Here is a 25007-nt window from a genome sequence, read left to right as displayed (position 1 = left end):
ATAGCGTTGCAAAAATGCGCGCAAGTGAGATCTGGGGAGATCGTCCGGAGCATGCCCGCGTTTTCGCGCTTCCTGCGCTACTTCATGGCCGTCGGCCGCCTCGGATCGATCCGCAAGGCCGCCGACGAGCTCAACTTGTCCGCTTCGGCGATCGACCGGCAAATCCTCAATGTCGAGGCTGAGCTCGGCGTTCCCCTCTTCGAGCGCCTTCCCACCGGCCTCAAGCTGACCGCCGCCGGCGAACTGATGATGGCGCAGGCCTTCCAGTGGGAACAGGGCATGGCCAACTTGCGCGCGCAGATCGAAGACTTGCGCGGGCTCAAGCGCGGCCATGTCGAGATCGCGGTGATCGACGCGCTCGCCAAAGGCTACATCCCCGAGACCATCCACCATATCCAGCAGCGCTACCCCGGGATCACCGTGGGCCTGCGCGTGCTCGACAACGACGCCGTGCGCCGCGCGGTGGCGAAGGGCGAAGTCGACGGCGGCATCATGTTCGATCCGCAAAGTTTTCGCGACCTCACCGTGCGCGCCTTCGTCGAGGTCGTGCTCGGCTTCCTCACCCCGCCCGGACACCCCTTCGGCTTGCGGAGCGAGGCGCGCTTTTCCGCCTGTGTGGGCGAGCCCGTGATCGCGCCGGCCGAGCCGCTCGCGGTCGGCCAGCAGGTCTCGGTGCTCGAGGCCGCCACCAATGTCCCACTCGAACGCAAGGTCAGCTGCGACAACATCCAGATGATCGCCTCGCTGGTGATGCAGGGCGCCGGCATCGGCATCCTTACCTCGCTCGACGTGATGACCGAGGTCCAGCGCGGAAGCTTGCAGTTCACCCGCATCGCCGAGCCGCTACTGCGCCCGATGACGCTGGCGCTGTGCACCGCTTCGGCGCGCACGCCGTCCTACGCCGCCGCGCTCGTGCTGCGCGAGATCGAAAACGGCTTCGCACGCATGAACCACCAAGGCGCGCCGGCACTCGAACCCGCGCTGGCCGACTGACGAACCAGCCTCGATCATTGTTCGTCGGCCCCGAATTGAGTATTTTTCCCGTATCCCCCCTGTGATCGCCTCGAGGAGTGACCCCCATGGCTGAAACCACCGAGCCGCAGCTGCAGTACCTCGAATACTACGAAGATTTCCTCGCCAAGGTCCGCGTCCTCTCGCGCTTGATCGCCGAGGGCGACTGGCAACCCGAATTCGTGATCGGCATCGGGCGCGGCGGGCTCGTGCCCGGCTGCTACGTCTCGCACCAGCTCGAAGTGCCGATGCTCTCGATCGACCATTCGGCCAAGCTTCCCGGATTTGCCGACGAACTGCTCGCCAAAGTCGCGGCGATGAGCGCGCAGGGCCACAAGCTCCTGTTCATGGACGACATCAACGACAGCGGCGGCACCATCGAATATATCCGCGGCCGCCTCGTCGAAGGCGGTGCGGACATGGCCTGCTGCCGTTTCGCGGTGATCATCAACAACACCAGTTCGAAGGCGCAGGTGGAACTGTGGGCCGAGACGATCGACCGCAGCGACGACAAGCGCTGGTTCGTCTTCCCCTGGGAAGCGGTCTCCACCCGCGAGGCGATCACCGCCGAGGCGCTCTCGGTGCCCGAACGTCTCGCCTGACACCCGCCGCCCGACACCCTTCGCCCGACACCCGTAGCCTGCGTTCCTCCCCCCAAACGACTTGCGAAAAGGCCGTAAAATCCATGCGCATCTGTGTCTACCTCGGCTCCTCGCCGGGGCGTAATCCCGTCTACCGCGAAACCGCCGAGGAATTCGGCACGCTGCTCGCCAAGCGTGGCATCGGCCTCGTCTACGGCGGCGGCGAAGTGGGCCTGATGGGGGTCATCGCCGATGCGGTCTGCGCGGCGGGCGGCGAAGTGATTGGCGTCATCCCCGAGGCGCTGCGCGCGCGCGAGAAGGACCACCAGGGCATCACCGAGCTCCACGTGGTCAAGTCGATGCACGAGCGCAAGGCGCTCATGGCCAAGCTCTCCGACGGCTTCGTCACCCTGCCCGGCGGCATCGGCACCTTCGAGGAGATGTTCGAGGCCTGGTGCTGGTCGCAGCTGGGCTACCACGCCAAGCCGGTGGGCCTGCTCAACGTGGGCGACTTCTACAACGGCCTCATCCAGTTCATCGACAAGATCGTCTCCGAAGGCTTCCTTCAGGATCGCCACCGCGACATGCTGCTGGTCGACAACAACCCCGAGCGCCTGCTCGACAGGATCGTCGAGTTCATCCCGCCCCAGACCGAGCACTGGCTCCACGAAGGCGAAAACTAGGCCGCTGTCGCGCCGATCGCAGGGGCCGCGTTACGGCCCCTGCGCCCCTCATCCGTGCCCGGCAACGAAGGCCTCGATCGCGGCGAGATGACCTTCGATCGCCTCGGCCGGCAGGAACGAGCCGGTGAAGCTGTTGCGCGCGAGCGTCACCAGGTCCTCGCGCGACAGGCCACGCGCGGCCGCCACGGCGCGGTAGTTGTCGGCGATGTAGCCCCCGAAATAGGCCGGGTCATCCGAGTTGATCGTGGCCTTGAGCCCGCCTTGCAGCATGGCATCGATCGGGTGACGGGCGATGTCGTCGATCACGCAAAGCTTGAGGTTGGAAAGCGGGCAGACCGTCAGCGTCATGCCCAGCTTGGCCAGCCTGCGGGTCAGCCCCTCGTCCTCGAGCGCGCGGTTGCCATGGTCGATGCGATCGACCTTCAGCAGGTCGAGCGCCTGGTAGACATATTCGGGCGGCCCCTCCTCACCCGCGTGGGCGGTCAGCTTCAGCCCCTTCGCGCGCGCGGCGGCGAAAACTTGCGCGAACTTGACCGGAGGATGGCCCAGCTCGCTCGAATCAAGCCCGACCGCCGCGATCCGATCGAGCCAGGGTTCGGCCATGGCGAGCGTCTCGAAGGCCGCTTCTTCGGACAGGTGGCGCAGGAACGAGAGGATCAACCGGCTGGTCAGCCCGTGCTTCGCCTCGGCCTCGGCCATCGCCGAAAGCAACCCCTCGATCACCTCTGCAAAGGCGATGCCGCGATCGGTGTGGGTCTGGGGATCGAACATGAGTTCGGCGTGGACCACCCCGTCACTCGCCGCGCGCTCGAAGTAGGCCATCGCCATGTCGTGGAAGTCCTGGCGCGTGCGCAGCACCATGGCCCCGGCGTAGTAGATGTCGAGGAAATCCTGGAGCCGGGTGAAGGCGTAGGCCGCACGGACCTCTTCGACACTGGCGTAGGGAATCTCGACCCCGTTGCGTTTCGCCAGCGCGAACATCAGCTCGGGCTCCAGACTGCCCTCGATGTGGAGGTGCAGTTCGGCCTTGGGCAGTCCGGTGATGAAGGCGTCGAGATCGGTCATGAAAAGGTCCTTTGCCAGGCGCAGCGCCCGAGGAGATAGGTGCGGGCAACGGCCCGATCGTCGCCCAGAATCTGGAGGGCAAAGAGCCGCTCGGCAAGGGGGGCACCACGCGTGCGGCGCGCAAGCAGCGGGGTCGATGCCGGATCGAGGACGACGAAGTCGGCCTCCTGCCCTACCTCGAGCGCTCCCACCCGATCCGCGATGCCGAGCAGCCGGGCGCTGCCCGCGGTGGCCAGATAGAGCGCGCGGAAGGTATCGAGCCGGTCTTCGCGCGCCAGCGCCGCCTGGTAGGCGAGCCCGGCGGTGTGCAGCATCGAGAAGCTGGTTCCCGCCCCGATATCGGTGCCCAGCCCCAGCTTGACGCCGTGCCGGTCGGCCTGTCCGAAATCGAAATGACCCGACCCCAGGAACAGGTTCGAACTCGGGCACACCGCGATCCCCGCCCCGCTTTCGTGAAGCCGCGAACACGCCCGGTCGCCGAGGTGGACACCGTGCGCGAAGACCGAGCGCGGGCCGACCAGCCCGAAGCGGTCGTAGACATCGAGATAGTCCGCCGCCTCGGGAAAGCGCTGCGCCACCGCGGCGCATTCGTGGACGTTCTCGGCGAGATGCGTGTGCAGCAATACATCGCGATGTTCGGCCAGGAATGCCCCCGCATCGGCCAGCTGCTCGTCGCTCGAGGTCAGCGCGAAGCGCGGGGTCAGCGCGTAGCCGAGCCGTCCACGACCGCGCCAGCGCCGGACCAGGGCCTCGCTCTCGGCGCGCCCGCTCGCCGGCGTGTCGCGCAAGCCTTCGGGGCCCAGGTCCATCAGGACCTTGCCCGAGATCACGCGCATGCCGCGTTCCAGCGCAGCCTCGAACAGCGCGTCGACCGAGTGTTCGTGAACGGTCGCGAAGACGAGCGCGCTGGTCGTTCCGTTGCGCAGCAATTCGGTGAGGAACGCCTGCGCCAGCGCTTCGGCGTGCGCGCGCGCGGCAAGGGCCTTTTCCGCCGGAAAGATGTGCCGGTCGAGCCAGTCGAGAAGCTGTTCGCCATGCGAGGCGATGCGGTCCATCTGCGGGTAGTGGACATGGGCATCGACGAAACCGGGAACGACAAGGCCGGGCAAGTCCTCGAGTGCAACATCGGCAAAGCGCGGCGCAAGTTCGGCAAAGGGCCCGCGCGCGACGACGATGCCGTCCTCGACGACGAGCAACCCATCGGGCTCATGGCGCACGGCATCCTCGCAATCGCGTGGATCGCGTGCCACCGACAGCAATTCGCCGCGAAAGGCCTGCAGCGCCATTACTGCCCCCTCAGCTGCAGCAATTGCGCGAGGATGGCGATGGCGATGACGTCGGGCTCCTTGCCCCTGACACCGGGCACCCCGATCGGCGCGGTGAGGCGCGCCAGGGCCTCCTCCCCGATCCCGTCCGCCTTCAGCCGCGAACGGAAGCGCGCCAGCTTGGTCGAGGACCCGATCAGCCCGACGAAGGCCACCGGATCGCGCCCGAGCGCAGCGAGCGTGAGATGATAGTCGAGCGGGTGGTCGTGGGTCAGGATGACGATTGCCGCCTCCGCCGGCGCCGCCTCGACGCACTGCGCGATGTCCTCGAGCGCAACCACGGTGACCCCGTCGATCGCCTCGAGTTCGGGGCGCGTGTCGAACCAGGCCAGTTGCAGCGGCAGGCCCGTGGCGTGGCGCGCTATGGCCTGCCCGACATGCCCCGCGCCGAACAGGTAGACCGGGCGCGGACGCTCGCCCACCGGCTCGATCACACGGGTGCCTGCCCTGGGCTTCGCGCTGCGCGCGGACTGGCGCGTCGCGGTCTCGCGCTCGTGGATGCGCCGGGCGATGGCGCCTTCCTCGAAGCGGGTTTCGAGCATGCGCCCCGGCTCGGCATCGTGGAGCCAGTCGAGCCCGGCGGGGTCGAGATGCTCGATCAGGAGCCGCACCCGCCCGCCGCAGCATTGGCCGAGCATGGGCCCGAGCGGATAGTCCTGCACGCGCCAGGAGCCCACCGGATGGTCGAGGATCGCGCGCGCCTGCTCCACCGCACGATATTCAAGCTGGCCTCCCCCGATCGTGCCCTCCTGCGCCCCGGCGCGCACGAGCATGCGCGTGCCCGCGCCGCGCGGTGCCGAACCTTCGGTCGCGAGCACCGAGACCATGGCGCAAGGCTCCGCTGCGAGCCGCCGCAGCCAGCCGATCCACTGGCTCATGCCTGTTCCTCGTTCCGACGGTGACCGGCAATGGCCTTGAGCACCGCCTCGGGAGTCGCCGGAGCATCGAGCGGGGGCAAGCGGCGGGTCTCGGGACAGGAGGCCGCGATGGCCCGGTTGAGTGCGGAGAAGACCGCGATGGCCAGCATGAAAGGAGGTTCTCCTACCGCCTTGGAGCGGTTGATCGTGGGTTCGACGTTCCGACCGTCCCACAGTTCGATGGTGAAGCGCTTCGCCCGGTCCGAAGCGGTCGGAATCTTGTAGGTCGCGGGGCTATGGGTAAGCAGGCGTCCGGCCTCGTCCCAGACCAGTTCCTCGCTCGTCAGCCAGCCCTGCCCCTGCAGGAAGCCGCCCTCGATCTGGCCCTTGTCGATCGCCGGGTTGAGCGAGGCCCCTACGTCGTGGAGGATGTCGACGGCCAGCACCTTGTGTTCGCCGGTCAGGGTGTCGACCGCCACTTCGCAGGCGGCCGCGCCATAGGCGAAGTAATAGAAAGGGCGCCCCTTGTGCGCGGCGCGGTCGTAGGCGATGTCGGGCGTGGCGTAGAAGCCAGTCGAGCTCAGCGAAACACGCCCGATATGGGCCCGGCGCGCCACTTCGGCGAAGGTCAGATGCGCCGCCCCGGCGCGCACGCCCTCGGGCACGAAGACGACCTCGGCCTCGGTGCAGCCATAAGTCCGGGCAAGGAACTGCACGAGCCGGCTGCGGATCGTCATGGCCGCCTCGAAGGCCGCCATGCCGTTGAGGTCCGCCCCCGAACTCGCCGCCGTCGCCGAGGTGTTGGGCACCTTGTCAGTGCGCGTCGCGGTGCAGCGAATGCTCGCGAGCGGAACTCCGAAGACGTCGGCGACGACTTGCGCCACCTTGACGTAGACCCCTTGCCCCATCTCGGTGCCGCCATGGTTCACCTGGATCGAACCGTCGGCGTAGACGTGGATCAGCGCGCCCGCCTGGTTGAGGTGCGTGGTGGTGAAGCTGATCCCGAACTTGACGGGCGTGAGCGCCAGCCCGCGCTTGATGACGGGAGAGCCCGCGTTGAACGCCGCAATTGCCCGCGCCCGCGCATCGTAGTGGGAGGTCTGGCGCAGTCGCGCGATCATCTCGGGCGCAATGTTGTCCCGAACGACCATGCCATAGGGCGTCTCCTCGCGGCCCGGACCGTAGAGGTTGGCCATGCGCAGATCGAGCGGATCGCGCCCGAGGAACGCCGCGACGTCGTCGAGCACGCGCTCGATCGCGAGCATGCCCTGGGGGCCGCCGAAGCCGCGAAAGGCGGTCGCCGAGACGGTGTTGGTCTTCAGCCGTTCGGAGACGATTTCGACATGGGGCAGGAAGTAGCAATTGTCGGCGTGGAACATCGCGCGGTCGTTGATCGCGGGCGAGAGGTCGACGCTCGCCCCGCAGGGCGAGGAAAGGAACAACGACAGCGCGAGCAGATGCCCCTCGTCGTCGAAACCCACCTCGTAGGCGACTTCGAAAGGGTGGCGCTTGCCGGTCATCACCATGTCGTCGTCGCGGTCGCAGCGAAACTTGGCCGGGCGGCCGGTCTTCGCAGCGACCAGAGCAGCCGCTGCGGCGAAGAGTGCGGCCTGTGTTTCCTTGCCCCCGAAGGCGCCGCCCATGCGCCGCACCTCCACGGTGACGTCCGCACTCGAAAGTCCGAGCATGTGCGCGACGAGATGCTGCACTTCGCTGGGGTGCTGGGTGGAGCTGACGAGGTGCACCTGCCCGTCCTCACCCGGCGTCGCCAGCGCGACTTGCCCTTCGAGGTAGAAGTGGTCCTGCCCGCCCATCGCGAAGGCCCCCGCGAGGCGATGGGGAGCGCTTGCCAGCGCGGCCTTCGCATCGCCGCGCGCCATGCGCTGGGTGGGTTCGATCAGGCTTTGCGCCGCGCGCGCCTGCGCGGCGGTGACCAGCGGCGGCAAGGGCGCGTAGTCGACCTTGCCCAGCCGCGCCGCGCGGCGCGCGGCCTCGCGGCTCGTCGCCGCGACCAGGAACAGCGGCTGACCATGGCTGGTCACCACGTCCTCGGCGAGCAGCGGGTCGTCGTGGGCGACCGGAGCCACGTCGTTCGCGCCGGGAATGTCCGCGGCGGTGTAGACCGCGACGACGCCCGGCGCCCCGCGCACCGCCGCAAGATCCATCCCCGCGATCCGGGCGTGCGCCTCTCGGCTCTGCCCGAAGGCAAGGTGCAGCATGTCGGCAGGCTCGGCCAGATCGTCGGCGTAGCGCGCCGCGCCGGTCACGTGCAGATGCGCGCTTTCGTGCGGGGGAGAGGGCTTGGCACGGACCAGTGTTCCGGGATCGCGATCAGCCATCGAGCGCCTCCAGGTCCTGTACCGAGATCGCCGTGCCCTGCTCGCGCAGCCACATCCGCCGCAGCAGGTTGCCCGCGGCCTCGAGCCGGTAGGCCGCCGAGCCACGCACGTCGTCGAGCGGCGTGAAGTCCGCGTGCAGCGCCCGTGCTGCGGCATCCATCGTCGCCATCGTGAAGCGCTGCCCGGTCAGCGCCGCCTCGCATGCCGGGGCCCTCCGGGGGGTTCCCGCCATTCCCCCGAAAGCCGCGCGGGCAAAGACGATCACGCCGTCCTCGACGTGCAGCATGAAGGCGCCGCAGACCGCCGAAATATCACTGTCGAAGCGGCGCGAGAGCTTGGCGACATGGATCACCGCCTGCTTTGCGGGGCGGGGCACGCGCACGCTCTCGACGAATTCGCCAGGGCGCCGGTCCTGCTGACCGTAGTCGACGAAATAGTCCTCGAGCGGCAATGTCCGGCGCCCCTCGATGCTGCGCAGCACGAGCTCGGCTCCGAGCGCGATCAGGGCGGGCGGACCATCGCCGATCGGCGAGCCATTGGCGATGTTTCCGCCGATCGTGCCGGCATTGCGCACTTGCAGTGCGGCGAAACGTCGCCACAGCTCGCCAAGATCCGGGTGCAGTCGCGCCAGGACGTCGTGGGCTTCAGCGTGGCGCACGTTCGCGCCCAGCACCAGCGCGTCCTCGCGCTCCTCGATCTCACCCAACTCGGCGATGTCGCCGATGAAGATCACTGTCTCGATCCGCTTCAGGCCCTTGGTGACCCACAGGCCGACATCGGTCGCCCCCGCCACCAGCGTGGCGTCCGGATAATCGGCGAGCAGCCGCGCCAGTTCGTCGGCGCGGCGCGGTGCGAACCAGCGGCGCCCCTCCCATTCGCCCGAGGCCGGAGCGGCTTCGATCTCAGCCAAAGCCTCGGCCACAGCGGCATCGTCGCGCGGCAGGCTGGGGACGGCACGCCCCGCATCAAGGATCGGGCCATAGCCGGTGCAGCGGCACAAGTTGCCTGCAAGGACGTCGCCGAGCGGCAGCTCGCTCCCGCGCGCACCGATCGCACGCCCATAAAGCGACATGACGAAGCCTGGCGTGCAGAACCCGCACTGCGAGGACCCGTTGCCGGCCATGCAGGCCTGCAGCGCGTTAGGGCCACCCTCGCGCGACAGGCTTTCGACCGTCAGCAGCGCCTTGCCGTGCAGCATCGGCAGGAACTGGATGCACGAATTGAGCGCACGCCATTGCACGGCCTCGCCCACCAAGGTCCCGACCAGCACCGTGCAGGCCCCGCAGTCGCCCTCCGCGCAGCCCTCCTTGGTCCCGGTGCGACCAAGGTGCGTGCGCAGGAAGTCGAGCACCGAACCCGTGGGATCGATTGCATCGAGATCGATCCGCGCACCGTCGAGAAGAAACGAGATCGCCATCTCAGCTGCCCCGGTAGGTCGAGTAGCCGTAGGGCGAGACGAGCAGCGGGACGTGATAATGCGCGCCCGTCTCGGCGATGCCGAAGTCGATCTGCACCACGTCGAGGAAGGGCGGCTCGGGCAAGTGGACGCCCTTTGCGCGAAAATAGTCCGCCACCGCGAAGCGCAAGTGATAGCCGCCCGAGGGAATGGAGGGCAGGCCGGGACAGCGCCCGTCGGCATTGGTCGCGCCTTGGAACAGCACGCTGCCGCCCTCGGCAACCAGCGTGATCGCGACACCCGCAGCGGGCACGCCGTGGCTGGTGTCGAGGACATGGGTGGACAGCGAATTCATGCCAGTTCTCCCGCTTCGGGCATTTCGGGAAGCGGCCATTCGCCGAGAAACTCGGGCACGTCGTAGTCGAGAAACTCGGCGAGCAGCACGTCCTTGTCGTCGAGGAACAGCTGGTCGGCGATGCTGCGCAGCAATCGCGGCAGCGCGAGGTGCAGTCCGGACAGCGCCGAGGCCGAGAGACCCAGGCTGATCAGCGCCGAATAGTTGAAGGCGAAAAGGCCGTGGAGCGGTGCGCCGTCCACACCGTCGCGCGGGAGAAATTCGAAGCCGTTGCCCAGATAGGGGTGCGCATCGATAAGTGCGTTGCGCGGGCCGGTCGGCGTGACCCGCTCACCCCAGCGCGCAATGCAATCGGCGAGACCGGCAAGCTCGGGGCGCAGCGCGGGGTCGCTGACGAGACCGGTCGAGACGATCACGAAATCGAATTCGTGGTGCCCTTGCGGCGTTGTCACCCGCACCAGGCCATTGTGCTCGCAGACGTCGAGCCAGGGCGCGCCGGTGTGCAGGTGAAAGCCCGCGAAGGAGGCCGCCCGCACGAAGGTATCGTTGGTCGGTGGCTGGTTATGGCCCAGGAAACAGGCCATCGCGGCGTATTTCGCCTGATCGTCGAGCGCAGGATAGCGCGCGGCGAAGCCGACTTTTTCCATGAAGCGGATAGGGTTGATACGCGGCAACTGCTTGCGCCGGATGAAGACTTCGGCGGCCTCCACCCCTTGCGAGAGCGCGAACTGCGCGTTGTCGAAGGCCGAGGCCCCGCCGCCCAGGATCCCGATGCGCTTGCCGTGGAGCGTAGCGAAGTCGATCGGCTCGCTGGTGTGCGCCCAGAGGTCGCGCGGCAGGTTCTCGCGCACCAGTGCGGGCGTGTGCCATTCACCGCCGCCCTGGATCCCGGTGGCGAGCACGACCTTACGCGCCAGTTCCACCCCGCCGTCGGCGAAATGGAGACGGTGCAGGCCCTCCTCCACCAGCGGCTCGATGCGCTGCAATTTGGCTTCGTTGACGACGGGCAGGTCAAGCACGCGGCGGTACCAGCGCAAGTAATCCATCCAGTCGCCGCGCGCGATCTTGTCGAGGGCGTCCCAGGCTTCGCGGCCATGCTGCGCCTCCCACCAAGCCTGGTAAGTGAGCGAAGGCACGCCGAAATCGATCGGGGTGAGCGTCTTGGGCGTGCGCAGCGTGACCATGCGCGCATATGTCTCCCAGGGCCCTTCATAGCCGGCCGCACTCTCGTCGAAGACCATGACGTTGGTGACACCCTCGCGCCGCAGGCCGAACGCGGTCGCAAGGCCGCACTGACCACCGCCGATCACCGCGACGTCAAGCACCTCCTCACCCGCGTGGCGACGCGGGCGAACCCATTGCGGGCGGTTGAAGGCGATCAGTTCCAGTTCGCGTTCGAGACGCGCTTCCAGCGCCGCAAGTCCGCTCATGTCATGTCCTCCAGCCTCAGGCGCACGATCTTGCCGATCTCGGCCAGCGCCGTGGCGATCTCCTGTTCGCGTTCGTTTTCGAGCCGTGCCTGCATCGCGGCGAGGATCCCCGCCTTGTCGGTCAGCCGCACGCAGATGATGAACGGAAAGTCGAAGCGTTCGCGATAGGCCGCGTTGAGCGCGTGGAATTCCGCGTATTCCGCCGGGGTCAGGCGGTCGAGCCCGGCGCTGGCCTGCTCGGCCGCGCTCGCCTCGGTCAGCGTGCGATCGATCGCGGCCCTGCCCGCAAGCTCAGGATGCGCGCGGATGAGCGCGAGCTGCTCTTCGACCGAGGCGGCCTCGACCACCGCCATGAGATCGGCGTGGCGATCCCCGCGCGAGGGTGCCGCATCGGCGCGCGCCTCGACCCAGGGGCTGTGTTCGAAGAGCGCGGCCATCAATGCGTGCTCCCCTCCAGGCTGACATGCGCCGAGACGACCTTCCAGCCATCGGCGAACTTCACCCAGCTCTGCGTCTGGCGCCCGCGCCGTTCGCAGCCCTCGCGGAAGAATTCGGCATCGGCGGTGGCGAAGGCCTCGCCATAAGTCACGATCGAAACCTTGCCGAGGCGGCGCTGCGGCGAGCCCCCCCGCCCCTTTCGAAATTCGCGGATTTCCGCGATGCCGTAGAGGACTTCACCCACGCCATAACGGTTGGTGGTGGGCGCATCGTGGAACAGCGCGTCCATTGCGGCGATGTCGTCCTCCATCAGCGCGCGTTCGTATTCCACGAAAGCGGCGGTGACTTCGGCCAGGCGTTCGGGATCGTTGATCGTCATGTGGCGTCTCCCGGATAGGGGTACTGCGCCTGCCAGTGGCGGGCGATGTCGATGCGGCGCGCGACCCAGGCCTCGCCGCTCGCCGCGACATGGTCGAGAAAGCGGCCCACCCAGCGCGCGCGGCCGGGCTTTCCGGCGATACGCGCGTGGAGCCCCACCGACATCATCCGCCCGCCCTCCTCGACCAGCTGGTCAAAAGTGTCGCGCATGTGGCGGAAGAACTGCTCGCCCTCGGTGAAGCCGTTGTAGGCGACGATCTTCATGTCGTTGACGTCGAGCGTATAGGGCACGATCAGCTGCGCACGGCCATGCCGGTCGTCCCAGTAGGGCACGTCGTCGGCGTAACTGTCGGCATCGTACACGAAGCCGCCCTCCTCGGCCACCAGTCGCGCGGTGTTGGGCGAAGTGCGGCCCTGGTACCAGCCACGCGGGCGGCGGCCGGTAACTCTCTCATGCAGCGCGACCGCCTCGGCGATGTGCGCGCGTTCGACGGCCTCGGAAACGTACTGGTAGTCGATCCAGCGCAGGCCGTGGCTGGCAATCTCCCAGTCGGCTGCCTGCATCGCCGCGACCGCCTCGGGGTTGGCTTCGAGCGCCTTGGCGACGCCGAACACGGTGACCGGCAGGCCACGCTGCGTGAACAGGCGGTGGAGACGCCAGAACCCGGCGCGGCTGCCGTATTCGTAAAGGCTCTCCATCGCCATCGCGCGGTCGGCATGGCTGACGGCGCCGACCATCTCGGACAGGAACGCTTCGGAGCCCTTGTCGCCGTTGAGGACGCTGTTCTCCGCACCTTCCTCGTAGTTGATGACGAACTGTACCGCCACGCGCTTGCCGCCGGGCCAGTGCGCGGCGGGCGGGTTCGCCCCGTAGCCGACGAGATCGCGGGGAAGGCCGCTCATGCCGCGATGCCCGCATTGTCCCAGGCCTCCATCGCCGCGGGCACGGCTTCGCCGGTGGGCAGCACGTAGCCGTTGGCGCGCAGGCTTGCCTCGAGCGCGCCCAGCGTGATCAGGACCTTGTGCTTCATCGCGTTGTACCCCATCGCGCCCAGACGCCAGATCCGGCCCTGGAGCGGCCCGAACGCGGTCCCGATCTCGATCTCGAAGGCTTCGCGCATCATGGCGCGCACCGCTTCGCCATCGACGCCTCGCGGGATATAGACGCCGGTGACGTTGGTCATGCGTGTCGCGTCCGAGCCGAAGACCTCAAGGCCCATTGCGCGCAGGCCCGCCGCCATCGCGCGGCCCGCGCGCGCGTGGCGGTCGTAGCGCGCAGCCAGCCCTTCGCCCAGCGCCACGCGGGCGCATTCGCGCGCGGCATAGAGCATGCTCGTCGCCTCGGTGTGGTGGTTGAGGCGCTTTTCGGACCAGTAGTCCATGATCATGGCGAGGTCGAAGTAGTTCGATGTGATGCGCGGCCCCTGCCCGTCCTCGAGCCCCGCCATGCGGATGCCCGCCTCGGTGTGGCGACGTGCGAAGATACGCTCGGCCGCCCGGTCTGAAATCGTGATCGGGGCCGAGCCCGAAGGGCCGCCAAGGCACTTCTGCAAGCCCCCCGTCACCACGTCGACCTCCCAGCGGTCGGCGGCCAGTTCCATGCCGCCGATGGTGGCCGTCGCATCGACGTAGGAGAGCGCACCGGCCCCGCGGCACAAGGCGCCGAAGCCCTCGAGCGGTTGCGCCATCGTCGTCGAGGTGTCGCCGTGGATTGTCGCCACGAGTTTGGGCCCGGTGCGTTCGATGGCGGCCGCGATCGCCTCCAGCGGCACCACTTCGCCCCAGGGCGCGTCGACGGTTTCAATCCTGGCGCCGATGCGGGTGAGGATTTCGGTCAGCAGCAGCCCGAAACGCCCGAAGTTGACCACCAGCACCATTTCCCCCGGTGCGACGAGCGAGACCAGCGCGGCCTCGATGCCTGCGCGCGCGGTGCCATCAACGAGCATCGTCCAGCGGTTGCGCGTCCCGAAGATCGGCCGGTAGAGCGCCATGACCTGCTCCATGTAGCCGGTCATCTCGGGATCGAACTGGCCCAGCAGGTCCGCCGACATCGCGCGCAGCACGCGCGGGTGGGCGTTGACCGGCCCGGGCCCCATGAGCAGACGCTGGGGCGGATCGATCTCCCCGAACAGGAGCGGATCGAGATCAACGGGCATGGCGGGATGCTCCCAGGCGTTCGAGGAAGGCGAGCATGACGGCAAGCGCGGCCTCGGCATCGGCCGGCTCGACATGTTCGGCGGGGTTGTGGCTGATCCCGCCCCGGCAGCGGATGAACAGCATCGCGGTGGGGCACAGCGCCGCCATGTTCATGGCATCGTGGCCCGCGCCCGAGACGAGGCGGAACACGGGTTGGCCGGCATCTGCCAGCGCAGCGTCCATCAGGTCCATCAGTTCCGGGTCACACGGGCTGGGCGGCAGGTCGTGGACGGTCTCGACGGCAAGGTCGAGGCCGCGCGTCTGCGCCACGTCGCGGCAGCAGGCGAGGATCGCGTGGGCGACGCGGTCGCGCCGCGCCTGCTCGCCCGCGCGCACGTCGAGCGTGAAACGCACTTCGCCCGCGATCACGTTGGCAGCGCCGGGCAACGCCTCGATCCGGCCCACGGTCGCGACCGCGTCCGAGGCGTCGGCGCGCGCGACCTGTTCGGCGGCGAGCACCATTTCGGCAACGCCCGGCAGCGGATCGCAGCGCAGCGCCATCGAGCTGGTGCCCGCGTGCCCGGCAAGCCCCCGGACGGTGAGCGCATAGCGCAGCTGCGCGGCGATGCCGGTGACGGTGCCGAGCGCCAGGCCTTCATCCTCGAGCACCGGGCCCTGCTCGATATGGGCCTCGAGATAGGCGAATATCTCCTCGGGCCTGCGACGTGCCGAAAGATAAGTCGCCGGGTCGACGCCCGCCTGCTGCAAAGTCACCCCGTCGGCGTCGGCGATGTCGAGGGCTTCGGGCGCGAGCGTTCCCGCGACCGCGCGGCTGGTCAGCATCGCGGCGGGAAAGCGCGAGCCTTCCTCGTCGCCGAAGGCATAGACCTCGATCGCGAAAGGCAATCGGCGACCGGCCGCATGGAGCGCGGCAACACACTCGACCCCGAGCAGGATGCCGAGCGGCCCGTCGTAGGCCCCGCCATGACGCACCGAATCGAGGTGGCTCGCGATCATCAACGCGGGCGCGCCGGGCGCCTCGCCTTCGTAGCGCCCGACAAGGTTGGCCGCCGCGTCGCGCCGCACGGCCATGCCCGCCGCCTCCATCCAGCCCGCGAGCGCGTCCTGCGCCGCACGATATGCGGGCGTCAGGTACCCACGGGTGAGCCCCCCCTCCATGTCCGAATAAGGGGCCTCGCGCAGGCCATCGCAACGCGCCACGGCGCGCGCCCCGCCGGGGGTGTCGAGAGCCGCTACCATCCCGCCGCCGCCCCGTCGCTGCGCGGGTCGCTGGCGCCTTCGAAGGTGCCATCGGCAAGGCGCACGATCGCACCGGCGTGGCCCATCGTCGCCGTCAGCGGTCCAACGCGCTCGACATCGTGACCGGCCCGGGCCAGCTGCGCATAAAGGCTCTCGTCGAAGCCATCCTCGAGCTTGAGCGAGGTCGTCACATCCCCCCAGGTGCGTCCGAGCAACCAGCGCGGCGCGCTGATCGCCGCCTGCAGGTCGCCGCCGAAACGCGCGTAGCGGGTGAACAGCGCGGCCTGCGTCTGCGGCTGTCCCTCGCCGCCCATCGTGCCATAGGCCATGACCCGCCCGTCCTCGAACAGCGCCAGCGCCGGATTGAGCGTGTGGAAGGGCTTGCGCCCCGGCTTCAGCGCGTTCCAGCCACTCTTCGCAAGACGGAACGAGGAGCCGCGATTCTGCCAGGTGATCCCGCTTTGCGGAAGGACCAGGCCCGAGCCGAACTCGAAATAGGTCGACTGGATGCACGAAACCACGCGCCCCTCGCCGTCGGCCGCCGCGAACCAGCAGGTATCGCCCCACTGCGGCGGCTGGGGCCAGGCCAGTGCCTGCTTCGGGTCGATCCGCGCGGCCAGGGCATCGAGTGCCTGCGCATCGTCCAGCAGGCCCTGGAAATCGAAATCGGTGAAAGCCGGGTCGCCCACGTGGACGTCACGCAGCCGGAAGGCCTGCTTGGTCGCCTCGACAAGGCCGTGGACATGGTCGAAGCCATCGGCTGCATCGACCTTCAACCGGTCGAACAGCGCTAGGATCAGCAGCGAGGCGAACCCCTGCGTGGGCGGGGCGCTGTTGTAGAGGCGCGCGCCGGCGATGGGGACCGACAGCGGCGCGGGCCGCGTGGCCGCGTGCGCGGCCAGGTCCGCGCCCGAAACCGGGCTGCCGAGCGCTTCGAGGTCTTGCGCGATGGAACGCGCAAGATCGCCGCGATAGAAGCTGGCAAGCCCGTCGCGCGCGAGCGTGCGCAAGGTTTCGGCAAGGCGGGGCTGGCGCAGGAGGTCACCCTCCCGGATCGGCCGCCCTTCGGGCTCGAACACCTCGGCATAGGCGCCCGGTTGCCCGCGCAGTTCCACACCCTTGTCCGCTGCGATCTGCGCGCCGCCCGCACTCACCGCGACGCCGTTTTCGGCATGGGCGATGGCATCGCGCAGCAGCCGCGCGAGCGGGAGCGTGCAGGAAGGGTCCGCCAGCGCCACTTCCCAGGCCGAAACGGTGCCCGCCACCGTGTTCGCCGCAAGGGGGCCGCGCTGGGGCACCGCGTCGAGCCCTGCGTAGAGCGCGCGATCGGCACGCGCCGCCGCCCCGCCACAGCCGTGGATCGCGTGGACGCGGCCATCGCTTTCCCGGATCACCCAGAACCCGTCACCGCCGATCCCAGTCATGTGTGGATAGACCGCGGCCAGCGTCGCAGCGACGGCGACGCAGGCCTCGATCGCGGTGCCGCCCTCGGCCAGCACGTCGCGTCCGGCCTTGGCGGCCAGCGCGTGCGGCGCACTGACCATGCCATGCGGTGCGGTGACGGTCTTCATCGGGGGGCGGGTCGACATGCTCGGGGCCTCAATCGGGCAAAGCCGCGAGGAAATTGCGCACGACATGCGCGGAATTGACCGAGGCGAGCGCCATGAAGGTGTTCATCTGATTCTCGCCGGTGTCGCCGCCTGCAAGGTCGGACAGGCTGCGAAAGACGATCGCGGGAACCTCGTTGGCATAGGCGACCTGGACCACCGCCGCGCTCTCCATGTCGAGCACGCGCGCATCCCAGGCGCTCTGGAGGTACTCGCGAAATTCCTTGTTGTCGGCAAAGACCCCCGCGCTGACGCCGGTGCCACCGACGACGACCCGGGGTTCGCGCGCGAGGCAATGCGGGCCGCTGGCACTGCCGGCCGGCCCGGTACAGCGCTGGAGCGTGATCTTCGCGGTGACCTTCTGCGCAAGGTCGAGCAGGCCCGGATCGACGGCGAGCCGATAGTGCCGCTCGGGCGCCCGGTTGGCGTTGCCCACGCGCACGCCGCGCGGGAACATCATCTCCCAGTTCTTCGGGGCCGCCGGATCGACCGCCTCGGGCACCACCCAGCCCTTGTCGGTCTGGCGCGCGAAGGAAACCTCGAGATACTGCGCCCAGTCCTTCGCGACGATCACGTCGCCGATGGTGAGCGACGGATCGACCCCGCCCGCGATCCCCGAAAAGACGATGCGCTTGACCGTGAAGCGATCGAGCACGAGCTGGGTGTTCATCGCCGCGTTGACCATGCTGACCCCGCTCTGCATCAGCACCACCGGCTTGCCTTCGAGCGTGCCCGCCAGGAAGGTCAGGCCATTGGCCTTGTATTCACGGGGGTTGGCGATGGCGGGGGCAAGCGCGTCCCATTCGGGCGAAAAGGCGGTCATCACCACCGTGCGCGGCGTGGTGTCGAACGGTTCGGCCAAGGCGGGCGCCGCGACGAGCGTGGCCGCAAGGGCGGCGAGAAGGGCTGGTTTGCGCATCAGGCGGCTCCCATCCAGATGAAGCGGGCCACGAACAGCGCAGCCAGGACGAGGAGGAACCCGTCGCTCTTGCGAAGCGTCCCGCGCACCAGCTTGAGCACCGCGTGCGCGGTGATCCCGAAGGCAAGGCCATTGGCGATCGAGAAGGTCAGCGGGATCATCGCCACGGTAAGGAAGGCGGGGATCGCGCTCAGTGGATCCTCCCACTCGACCTCGGTCAGCGGAAGGCACATCATGCCGCCCACGATGATCAGCGCGGGCGCGGTGGCGGCAAGCGGAATGAGCTGCGCGTAAGGTGCGACGAACATCATCGCCAGGAACAGCAGGCCGGTGACGATCGCGGTGAGGCCGGTGCGCCCGCCCACTTGCACGCCCGCCGCGCTCTCGACGTAGCTGGTGACGGTGCTGGTGCCCGCGAGCGAGCCGACCATCGTCGCCACCGCGTCGGTCACGAGGATGCGGTTGAGACGCGGGATACGCCCGTCCGCCCCGATCAGCCCGGCGCGCTTGGTCACCGCGACGAGCGTGCCCAGGTTGTCGAACAAGTCGACGAAGAGGAACACGAAAAGCACTTCGAGCAGGCCGAGGCCATGGCGCCCCGAAGTCCCGAAGACACCGCCCAGATCGAGCTGGAACGCGGTGCCGGTCAGCGCCTCGAGCGAATAGGGCTCGGGGCTGACGGTGACCATGCCGAACAGCCAGCCGAGCAGCGTCGTGGCGACGATGCCGATCAGCATCGCCCCGCGCACGTTCCACACGCTGAGCGCCCCGATGAGAACGAGGCCGAAGAGCGCCAGCGCGGGCGCGGGCGTCTTGAGATCGCCGAGCGCGACGAAAGTCGCCGGGTTGGCGACGACGATGCCCGCATCCTTGAGGCCGATGAACCCGATGAAGAGGCCGATGCCCCCCGCGACCGCAGCGAACAGGTATTGCGGGATCGAATGGACGATGAGCTGGCGGATGCCGGTCAGCGTCAGGACCAGGAAGGCAACGCCCGAGAGGAACACGCAGCCCAGCGCCACCGGCCAGGGCACGCCCATCTGCTGGACCACGGTGAAGGCGAAATAGGCGTTGAGCCCCATGCCCGGCGCGAGCGCGAGCGGGGTGTTCGAGGTGAAGCCCATCAGGATCGAGGCGAAGGCCGCGGCAAAGCACGTCGCCGCCGCCACCGCCGCCACCGGCATGCCCGCCGTGCCCAGGATCGCCGGGTTGACGAGCACGATGTAGGCCATCGTCAGGAACGTGGTGAAGCCGGCGAGGACTTCGGTGCGCGCGCTGGTGCCGCGCGCGCTGAGTTCGAAGCGGCGTTCGAGCTGCCCGTGCCACCTGCTTTCGTGCATTGCGGCCGCACCCTGCGGCGCCTCGTTCTGGCTCACGTCAATCCCCCCATGCGTGTTCCGGCGGGCAACGGCGCGCCGGGCGGCGTGGCCGCGATCATTCCCTTGTCTTCCAGCTCCCGGGCGAAGGCAAACAGCACGGGTTCGGTGCCCGGCTTGCCGATCAATTGCAGTCCGAGCGGCAAGCCTCCCGGCCGCTTGAGCGGTACCGCCAGCGAGGGCAGCCCCAGGAACGTGATCGGCTGCGTGTGGATGCCCAGGTCCGCGCGCGCCGGGCGCAGTTCGCCATCGATCCGGATGCGCGGATCCTCGATCAGGGGCGCGGTGCAGGGCGTCGCCGGGGCCAGCAGCACGTCCTGATCGGCCATCAGTGCAAGGACCTTGGCGCGGTACTCGCTGCGGAATTCCTCGGCCTCGGTCCGCAGCGCTTCAGGCAGGAGCGCGCCCGCCAGCAGCCGGTCGCGCACTTGCGGGTCGTAGTCCATCGCCTGCGTGGCGAGCGTCGCGCGGTGGAGCGCCCCGCCCTCGCAGGCCGTGATCAGGAACGCCGCCGAGCGCGCACGCGCGATCTCGGGAATTTCAAGGAGAGGCCGCTCTCCCGCGATCGCGTCGATCGCCGCAAGCTGGTCGGGATCGGCGTTCGCACGAAAACGTCCGCCCAGGCGCGCCACCCGGATCGGTGCGCAGTCGCCCCGCGTGGGCACCCGGGTGCCGGTCAGCACCTCCCAGAGCACCACCATGTCGGCCAGCGAGGCGGTGAAGGGCCCGACGTCGTCGAAGCTCTGCGCGAAGGGGAATACCCCTTCCAACGGCAGCGCCCCGTGGGTCGGCTTGAGGCCGTAGAGCCCGCACAGACTGGCCGGAACGCGCACCGACCCGTTGGTGTCCGAACCCAGCGCGAACGGCAGGAGCCCGGCCGCGACCACCGCCGCCGACCCGCCCGAGGAGCCCCCGGCAAGGCGCGAGAGGTCATGCGGATTACGCGTGGTGCCAAGGTGCGCGTTGATGGTCGCGAAACCATAGGCGAATTCATCCATGTTGAGGCTGGCCACCAGCACCGCGCCCGCCTCGCGCAGGCGGCGCACCGCCTCGGCATCGCGCGCGGCAGGCGGCGCATCGGCGCGAAAGGCCGCACCGGCGGTGGTGGGCAGGCCCGCCAGATCGAACAGGTCCTTGACGCCATAAGGCACGCCCGCGAGCGGGCCCGGGTCCTCGCCCCGCGCCACCCTGGCATCGACCGCCCGCGCCTCGGCGCGGGCCCGATCGGCCAGAAGCCGCGTGATCGCCACCAGCGGCGCGGCCCTGTCGGCAATGTCCAAAAGGCAGGCCTCGAGCACGTCGAGGGCCCGCACCTGCCCCGAACGTACGGATTGCGCGATGGCAAGAGCGCTCTTCATGCCCCCTCCCCGCCGGTCCGGTCGGATGCCTCGTATCCACGCATGCTCCAAAGGTGCGCCTCGAGCAGTGCCATGTTCTGCGCGACGCCCTCGCGACAGGCCGCCGGCAGGACAACCCCGCGGCGCGCCGCGGCCTCTGCGATCGCCTCGGCGCTGCGCGGGACGATGGCCCCCTTGGGCCCGGTCACGGTCGGTTCTTGCATCGGGCGCGGGTTCCTTCACGAAACAGCTGCCCGCGATCATGGCGCCCTTGGCGGGCGCAAACAAGGTGGCCGCGCGCCACGCGGCGGGAAAGCCGGGCTGGCATCAGCAACCGACCTCGGGTATCTGGGCAATACGTCGCATCCGCGTCTCCTGCCGAGGCCAGGCCTATCTAGCAAACGCAATGATCTGGACGGATTGTTGCAAAAAAGAGAGCGCCCTTTCGCGTACCCATGGCGTCGCGCGATGTTCTGCGCATGCTACAGGCGCTCACATTTCGGCAACACCTTGTAATATTCATTGCATTTGCCTGCACGGCAAAGCGCGATTAGCCCTACTTCCCCAGAATAGGGAGCAGCGGGAAAGAAATTCGCCACAAGTGCGAAATACTCGCTGACACATCCTTTCATGGGCAAGGGGAAGACCGGAAGGCACCAAAGAACAGAACCAAGGCCGCTGGTCAGGGCCGGCGCGCCGCCAATTCGTATGAGGGGCCTATCATGATTCACCTGCATCGTCCTGCTGGCGAGGCCACGCGTCCCAAGCCGCGTTCACGCACTCGGCGCGGCCCGCTCCTGGGCCTGTCCGCCGGCCTTCTGGGCTGCACCGCCCTCACGACCCCCGCCTTCGCGCAGCAGCAACCCGAAGCGCCGAACGCCAACCCGGCGAACGAGATCATCGTCACCGGCTCGCTCGACGCTCTGCCGATCAAGGACGTGGGCACGGTGTTCGGCTTCGACAAGACGATCGCGGAAACCCCGCGCTCGGCCTCGACGGTCAGTTCCGAGCAGATGGAACGCTTCGGCATCACCCAGATCTACGACCTCGTCTCGCAGGCACCGGGCATCTTCACCAGTTCGTTCTTCGGCACCGGCGGCGCGCTCGACATCCGCGGCGCGCCCAGCGACGTCTATTTCCGCGGAATGCTGCGCCTCGACAACCCGGGCAACTATTCGACCCCGATCGGGGCCGCCGACCGCATCGACATCGTGCGCGGCCCCGCCTCGGTGATCTACGGGCCGTCCAAGATCGGCGGCTACATGAACTTCGTGCCCAAGACCGCGCGCGCTTCCGACGGGTCCTATTCGGGCGACACCACCGGCTACGTCAGTTACGACACGGGCAGCTGGAGCCGCAACGTGCTCAAGGCCAACGTGACCGGCCCCGGACGGATCGGCAACCACGAATTCGGCTACAGCGTCTACGGCGAAGTCGAGCATTCGGGCAGCTACTACGACAACGTCTTCACCCACAACGCGCTGTTCTCGGCCGCCTTCGAGACCGACATCACCTCCAGCCTGCGCACCGAATTCGGCGTCATGTACCAGAAGTACAACTCGGTGCAGAACAGCGGCTGGAACCGTGTGACGCAGGACCTGATCGACAACGGCACTTACGTAACGGGCGTGGGCAGCCAGCTCGACACCGACGGCGACGGCAAGATTTCGCGCGCCGAGGCGGGTGCGGCCAACGGCGGCAACGGCCTCGCCTGGTACGGCAGCTACAACTGCGGCGTCTTCGTGCCCGATTCGAGCGGCCTGTCCACCGCCTGCTTCAACGCCAACACCGACCTCAATCTGGAGAACGCAGGCACCACCCACATCAGCCGCAAGACCACGCTGACCGGCAAGAACGACCGCCTCAACAACACCCAGAAGACCGCCTATTTCGATCTCATCTGGCAGGGCGCGGGCAACCTCCAGATCAAGAACCAGATGTTCTACGACGGCGGCGACAACCTGAACGAGAACGCCTACGGCTTCGCGCAAGCGTTCAAGTCCTACGTGGCCGAGAACAAGCTGGTGATCTCGGACAGCTTCGACACCTCGGCCGCCAAGATCTCGCTCCAGCTCTCGCCCTCGCTGCGCTACACCCACTTCCACTTCGGCGACGACTATGGCGTCGAGCTCTGGAACCGGCCCGACATCACGGTCGGCTACGATGCACGCTCGACCCGCCTTCTCGCCACCGAATGCGACTGCGACTATTCCGACTACCTCATCGGCCACTACACCGATCTCGGCCTTGCCGGGCTCGTCGACCTCGACTTCAACTTCGGCCTCGATGTGATCGCGGGCGCGCGCTACGACCGCGTCCACGCAGTCTCGCGCGCGATCCTCGACAAGTACGCACCGGGTGATATTTCTGGCAACGTAGGCGACGTCTCGAGCGCCTCGGGCAGCGAGAACGGCTTCTCGTGGAACGTGAGCGCGTCCTACAAGTCACCCATCGGGCTCATCCCCTACGTCACCATCGCGCGCCAGAGCACCATCGTCGCGGGCGAAGGCTCGGAACTCTATGTGAAGAATATCCTGGGTGGCCAGGTGCTCGGCAAATCCAAGCTGCTCGAAGGCGGCATCAAGGGCGAATTCCTCGACAAGCGGCTCTACGCGGCGGTCTCGATCTACAACCAGAAGCGCACCGCCGCCGCCGCCGAAAGCTCGCTCACCAACCAGATCCTGCAGAGCAAGGGCATCGAGGCCGAGATGCGCTGGTCGGTCGACGAGCACCTGCTGGTGACGAGTTCGTTCACCCACCTCAACGTCTACAACATCGGCGCCTATGAAGCGGGCTCCTACTTCAACTACTATGGCGCGGAGAGCCTTGCCGGGATCGATCCCGCGCTGTTCTTCGGCGGCTCGCAGTTCGGCCTCGTCTACTTCGACAGCAAGGCCAAGGCGCGCCGCCCCGGCCTGCCGCAGAACGTGGTCTCGGGCACCGCGACCTATGCCTTCGACAACGGTATCGCGCTCAACGCCGATGTCAGCCACGTCGATTCGACTTACTCGGACTATGCGCAGAACAACAAGTTGCCCTCCTACTGGCTGGTCAACCTGGGCGCCTCGTTCACCACCGGCCCCTGGCTGTTCCGCGCGGTCGTGAAGAACGCCAACAACGCGCGCTACTTCCGCGCCGGCGGGCAGGACCTGTTCGGGGCCGACATCGTGCTTCCGCAGGTGCCGCGCAACATCCAGGCGACCATCGAATACAAGTTCTGAATTCCCCCGAGCCGGAGGTGGCCGACACACCTGCCACCTCCAACTCCTCATGCCCCTCCGGCCGGAACCCGTCTGCCATCTGGCGTCCACGGGTTCCGGCTGCCTTGTCTGGGCCTTTTCGACGAGTCCCGCCATGCCCCGATTCCGCTTCCCCGCCGCCCTGGTGCTCGCCTGCGCATTCGCCTTCGCCAACCTTGTCCTGCTCCCGGTTGCGGCGCGCGCGCAAGGCGATGCCCGGAGCTTGGCCGAACAGGCGCTTGCCGCGTGCAAGCCCGCCTACCCTTGCGCCCATCCGCTGCCCGTTCGGGTGGTGATCGTCTCGCTCTTCGAGATCGGTGCGGACGAAGGCGATGCGGCGGGCGAATTCCAGCTCTGGAAGGAGCGGCGGGGCCTGTCCCTGCGCATTCCCTTCCCCCAGGGCTTCCACGACCTCTACTACAACCCCGAGACGCAGGTCCTGGGCGTGGTCACGGGGGTGGGCACCGCACGCTCCACCGCCGCGACGATGGCGCTCGGCCTCGACCCGCGTTTCGACCTGCGCCAGGCCTACTGGCTGGTCGCCGGGATCGCGGGGATCGACCCGGCGGACGCCTCGATCGGCTCGGTCGCGCTCGCGCGCTATGTCGTGGATGGCGACCTCGCCCACGAAATCGATCCGCGCGAAATCCCCAAGGACTGGAAATACGGCTATTTCCCGCGCGGTACGCAAGGACCGAACGATACCACCACCCCGCTCGATCGCTCGGGCGGAGAAGTCTTCGCGATCAATCCCACGCTGGAGCGCTGGGCCTTCGCGCGCATCCGGGCGGTCCAGCTGCCCGACAGCCCGGCGATCGCCAAGGAGCGCGCGCAGTTCAGCGGCTTCCCCAAGGCGCAGCGCCCACCTTTCGTACTCGAGGGCGAGCAGCTTTCGGCGATGACCTTCTGGCATGGCGCGCGCATGACCGACTGGGCCAACCACTGGGTCAAGACCTGGACCGAGGGCAAGGGCGAGTTCGTCACATCGGCCATGGAGGACACCGGGGTTATGCAGGCGATGACCTACCTCGACGCCGCCGGGCGCGCCGACCGCGACCGGGTGCTGGTGCTGCGCGCCGGGTCCAACTACACGATGCCCCCGCCCGGCACCGATGCCACCAGCTACCTGCTGCGCGAGAACGAGGGCTATGCCGGGCTCGAGGCGGCCGTCGAGAACCTCTACACGGTCGGCTCGGTACTGGTCGACGACCTCCTCACCCATTGGGACCGCTACGCAACGGCCACACCCTGATCGCTTCCCCCGCACACGGCCGG

Annotated in this window: 22 protein-coding genes; 5 read left to right on the top strand and 17 right to left on the bottom strand. The window is 68.2% G+C overall.

Annotated features, from left to right (window positions below; genetic code table 11):
- The first annotated feature begins 51 nt into the window (after positions 1–51).
- The 3 genes from HT136_RS07475 (at position 52) to HT136_RS07465 (ending at position 2275) form a co-directional block, all read left to right on the top strand.
- On the top strand, positions 52–993 hold the full coding sequence (locus HT136_RS07475) for a LysR family transcriptional regulator (RefSeq protein ID WP_214198945.1): 942 nt from the start codon (positions 52–54) through the stop codon (positions 991–993).
- A gap of 86 nt (positions 994–1079) precedes the next feature.
- Positions 1080–1613 (top strand): phosphoribosyltransferase, encoded by a 534-nt coding sequence (locus tag HT136_RS07470; RefSeq protein ID WP_214198944.1) that lies wholly within the window; start codon positions 1080–1082, stop codon positions 1611–1613.
- 83 nt (positions 1614–1696) lie between these two features.
- On the top strand, positions 1697–2275 hold the full coding sequence (locus HT136_RS07465) for an LOG family protein (protein ID WP_214198943.1): 579 nt from the start codon (positions 1697–1699) through the stop codon (positions 2273–2275).
- Between the two features lie 48 nt (positions 2276–2323).
- Here HT136_RS07465 and HT136_RS07460 read toward each other — a convergent pair whose 3' ends face one another.
- From HT136_RS07460 to HT136_RS07380, 17 genes are read right to left on the bottom strand one after another with little or no spacing between them, the layout of a single operon-like run.
- The gene (locus HT136_RS07460; RefSeq protein ID WP_214198942.1) at positions 2324–3340 is read right to left on the bottom strand and encodes an adenosine deaminase; all 1017 of its coding nucleotides are present in this window, start codon (positions 3338–3340) and stop codon (positions 2324–2326) included.
- Positions 3337–4626: a guanine deaminase gene (guaD, locus tag HT136_RS07455; RefSeq protein WP_214198941.1), complete on the bottom strand. Its 1290-nt coding sequence runs from the start codon at positions 4624–4626 to the stop codon at positions 3337–3339. Before guaD ends, HT136_RS07460 begins: the two co-directional genes overlap by 4 nt.
- Positions 4626–5543: a xanthine dehydrogenase accessory protein XdhC gene (xdhC, locus tag HT136_RS07450; RefSeq protein ID WP_214198940.1), complete on the bottom strand. Its 918-nt coding sequence runs from the start codon at positions 5541–5543 to the stop codon at positions 4626–4628. The genes guaD and xdhC overlap by 1 nt, the downstream gene beginning before the upstream one ends.
- Positions 5540–7861: a xanthine dehydrogenase molybdopterin binding subunit gene (gene xdhB, locus HT136_RS07445; protein WP_214198939.1), complete on the bottom strand. Its 2322-nt coding sequence runs from the start codon at positions 7859–7861 to the stop codon at positions 5540–5542. The genes xdhC and xdhB overlap by 4 nt, the downstream gene beginning before the upstream one ends.
- Positions 7854–9278: a xanthine dehydrogenase small subunit gene (xdhA, locus tag HT136_RS07440; RefSeq protein ID WP_214198938.1), complete on the bottom strand. Its 1425-nt coding sequence runs from the start codon at positions 9276–9278 to the stop codon at positions 7854–7856. The genes xdhB and xdhA overlap by 8 nt, the downstream gene beginning before the upstream one ends.
- Before the next feature lies 1 nt (position 9279).
- Complete coding sequence (uraH, locus tag HT136_RS07435; protein ID WP_214198937.1) at positions 9280–9612, bottom strand: hydroxyisourate hydrolase; 333 nt, start codon at positions 9610–9612, stop codon at positions 9280–9282.
- Positions 9609–11042 (bottom strand): FAD/NAD(P)-binding protein, encoded by a 1434-nt coding sequence (locus tag HT136_RS07430; protein WP_214198936.1) that lies wholly within the window; start codon positions 11040–11042, stop codon positions 9609–9611. Before HT136_RS07430 ends, uraH begins: the two co-directional genes overlap by 4 nt.
- Complete coding sequence (uraD, locus tag HT136_RS07425) at positions 11039–11479, bottom strand: 2-oxo-4-hydroxy-4-carboxy-5-ureidoimidazoline decarboxylase (protein ID WP_214198935.1); 441 nt, start codon at positions 11477–11479, stop codon at positions 11039–11041. Before uraD ends, HT136_RS07430 begins: the two co-directional genes overlap by 4 nt.
- Entirely contained in the window at positions 11479–11859 is a 381-nt protein-coding gene (hpxZ, locus tag HT136_RS07420) for an oxalurate catabolism protein HpxZ (RefSeq protein ID WP_214198934.1), read from the bottom strand. The genes uraD and hpxZ overlap by 1 nt, the downstream gene beginning before the upstream one ends.
- Positions 11856–12761 carry an allantoinase PuuE gene (gene puuE / locus HT136_RS07415; RefSeq protein ID WP_214198933.1) on the bottom strand — a complete coding sequence of 302 codons (906 nt, stop codon included), beginning with the start codon at positions 12759–12761 and terminating at the stop codon, positions 11856–11858. Before puuE ends, hpxZ begins: the two co-directional genes overlap by 4 nt.
- The gene (locus tag HT136_RS07410; RefSeq protein ID WP_214198932.1) at positions 12758–14014 is read right to left on the bottom strand and encodes a pyridoxal-phosphate-dependent aminotransferase family protein; all 1257 of its coding nucleotides are present in this window, start codon (positions 14012–14014) and stop codon (positions 12758–12760) included. Before HT136_RS07410 ends, puuE begins: the two co-directional genes overlap by 4 nt.
- Entirely contained in the window at positions 14004–15254 is a 1251-nt protein-coding gene (locus HT136_RS07405) for an allantoate amidohydrolase (protein ID WP_214198931.1), read from the bottom strand. The genes HT136_RS07410 and HT136_RS07405 overlap by 11 nt, the downstream gene beginning before the upstream one ends.
- On the bottom strand, positions 15248–16825 hold the full coding sequence (locus tag HT136_RS07400; RefSeq protein WP_214199235.1) for a gamma-glutamyltransferase family protein: 1578 nt from the start codon (positions 16823–16825) through the stop codon (positions 15248–15250). Before HT136_RS07400 ends, HT136_RS07405 begins: the two co-directional genes overlap by 7 nt.
- 28 nt (positions 16826–16853) lie before the next feature.
- Positions 16854–17780 (bottom strand): 5'-methylthioadenosine/S-adenosylhomocysteine nucleosidase, encoded by a 927-nt coding sequence (locus HT136_RS07395; RefSeq protein WP_214198930.1) that lies wholly within the window; start codon positions 17778–17780, stop codon positions 16854–16856.
- Positions 17780–19120, bottom strand: a complete 1341-nt coding sequence (locus HT136_RS07390) for an NCS2 family permease (protein WP_214199233.1) — start codon at positions 19118–19120, stop codon at positions 17780–17782. Before HT136_RS07390 ends, HT136_RS07395 begins: the two co-directional genes overlap by 1 nt.
- Positions 19121–19152: 32 nt before the next feature.
- On the bottom strand, positions 19153–20514 hold the full coding sequence (locus tag HT136_RS07385; RefSeq protein WP_214198929.1) for an AtzE family amidohydrolase: 1362 nt from the start codon (positions 20512–20514) through the stop codon (positions 19153–19155).
- A complete protein-coding gene (locus HT136_RS07380; RefSeq protein WP_214198928.1) occupies positions 20511–20717 on the bottom strand; it encodes a hypothetical protein in 207 nt (68 codons plus the stop codon). The genes HT136_RS07385 and HT136_RS07380 overlap by 4 nt, the downstream gene beginning before the upstream one ends.
- 498 nt (positions 20718–21215) lie before the next feature.
- On the opposite strand from HT136_RS07380, the gene HT136_RS07375 reads away from it, so the two are divergent.
- Together HT136_RS07375 and HT136_RS07370 are read left to right on the top strand one after the other, a co-directional pair.
- Entirely contained in the window at positions 21216–23714 is a 2499-nt protein-coding gene (locus HT136_RS07375) for a TonB-dependent siderophore receptor (RefSeq protein WP_246543438.1), read from the top strand.
- Positions 23715–23847: 133 nt separating this feature from the next.
- On the top strand, positions 23848–24984 hold the full coding sequence (locus tag HT136_RS07370) for a purine nucleoside permease (protein WP_214198927.1): 1137 nt from the start codon (positions 23848–23850) through the stop codon (positions 24982–24984).
- Positions 24985–25007 lie beyond the last annotated feature (23 nt).

It is taken from the genome of Novosphingobium profundi (genome assembly GCF_018491765.1).
Classification (GTDB): domain Bacteria; phylum Pseudomonadota; class Alphaproteobacteria; order Sphingomonadales; family Sphingomonadaceae; genus Novosphingobium; species Novosphingobium profundi.
This window is presented reverse-complemented; position numbering and strand designations above follow the sequence as displayed.

Excerpts from the sequence above, each read along its gene's own strand:
- HT136_RS07430 (WP_214198936.1), bottom strand. The coding sequence starts at position 11,042 with ATGAGCGGACTTGCGGCGCTGGAAGCGCGTCTCGAACGCGAACTGGAA.
- HT136_RS07395 (WP_214198930.1), bottom strand. The coding sequence starts at position 17,780 with ATGCGCAAACCAGCCCTTCTCGCCGCCCTTGCGGCCACGCTCGTCGCG.
- HT136_RS07465 (WP_214198943.1), top strand. The coding sequence starts at position 1,697 with ATGCGCATCTGTGTCTACCTCGGCTCCTCGCCGGGGCGTAATCCCGTC.
- hpxZ (WP_214198934.1), bottom strand. The coding sequence starts at position 11,859 with ATGACGATCAACGATCCCGAACGCCTGGCCGAAGTCACCGCCGCTTTC.
- HT136_RS07475 (WP_214198945.1), top strand. The coding sequence starts at position 52 with ATGCCCGCGTTTTCGCGCTTCCTGCGCTACTTCATGGCCGTCGGCCGC.
- HT136_RS07390 (WP_214199233.1), bottom strand. The coding sequence starts at position 19,120 with ATGCACGAAAGCAGGTGGCACGGGCAGCTCGAACGCCGCTTCGAACTC.
- guaD (WP_214198941.1), bottom strand. The coding sequence starts at position 4,626 with ATGGCGCTGCAGGCCTTTCGCGGCGAATTGCTGTCGGTGGCACGCGAT.
- HT136_RS07405 (WP_214198931.1), bottom strand. The coding sequence starts at position 15,254 with ATGGTAGCGGCTCTCGACACCCCCGGCGGGGCGCGCGCCGTGGCGCGT.
- HT136_RS07470 (WP_214198944.1), top strand. The coding sequence starts at position 1,080 with ATGGCTGAAACCACCGAGCCGCAGCTGCAGTACCTCGAATACTACGAA.
- xdhC (WP_214198940.1), bottom strand. The coding sequence starts at position 5,543 with ATGAGCCAGTGGATCGGCTGGCTGCGGCGGCTCGCAGCGGAGCCTTGC.
- HT136_RS07385 (WP_214198929.1), bottom strand. The coding sequence starts at position 20,514 with ATGAAGAGCGCTCTTGCCATCGCGCAATCCGTACGTTCGGGGCAGGTG.
- xdhA (WP_214198938.1), bottom strand. The coding sequence starts at position 9,278 with ATGGCGATCTCGTTTCTTCTCGACGGTGCGCGGATCGATCTCGATGCA.
- HT136_RS07410 (WP_214198932.1), bottom strand. The coding sequence starts at position 14,014 with ATGCCCGTTGATCTCGATCCGCTCCTGTTCGGGGAGATCGATCCGCCC.
- HT136_RS07400 (WP_214199235.1), bottom strand. The coding sequence starts at position 16,825 with ATGAAGACCGTCACCGCACCGCATGGCATGGTCAGTGCGCCGCACGCG.
- HT136_RS07380 (WP_214198928.1), bottom strand. The coding sequence starts at position 20,717 with ATGCAAGAACCGACCGTGACCGGGCCCAAGGGGGCCATCGTCCCGCGC.
- HT136_RS07460 (WP_214198942.1), bottom strand. The coding sequence starts at position 3,340 with ATGACCGATCTCGACGCCTTCATCACCGGACTGCCCAAGGCCGAACTG.
- uraH (WP_214198937.1), bottom strand. The coding sequence starts at position 9,612 with ATGAATTCGCTGTCCACCCATGTCCTCGACACCAGCCACGGCGTGCCC.
- puuE (WP_214198933.1), bottom strand. The coding sequence starts at position 12,761 with ATGAGCGGCCTTCCCCGCGATCTCGTCGGCTACGGGGCGAACCCGCCC.
- xdhB (WP_214198939.1), bottom strand. The coding sequence starts at position 7,861 with ATGGCTGATCGCGATCCCGGAACACTGGTCCGTGCCAAGCCCTCTCCC.
- HT136_RS07370 (WP_214198927.1), top strand. The coding sequence starts at position 23,848 with ATGCCCCGATTCCGCTTCCCCGCCGCCCTGGTGCTCGCCTGCGCATTC.
- HT136_RS07375 (WP_246543438.1), top strand. The coding sequence starts at position 21,216 with ATGATTCACCTGCATCGTCCTGCTGGCGAGGCCACGCGTCCCAAGCCG.
- uraD (WP_214198935.1), bottom strand. The coding sequence starts at position 11,479 with ATGGCCGCGCTCTTCGAACACAGCCCCTGGGTCGAGGCGCGCGCCGAT.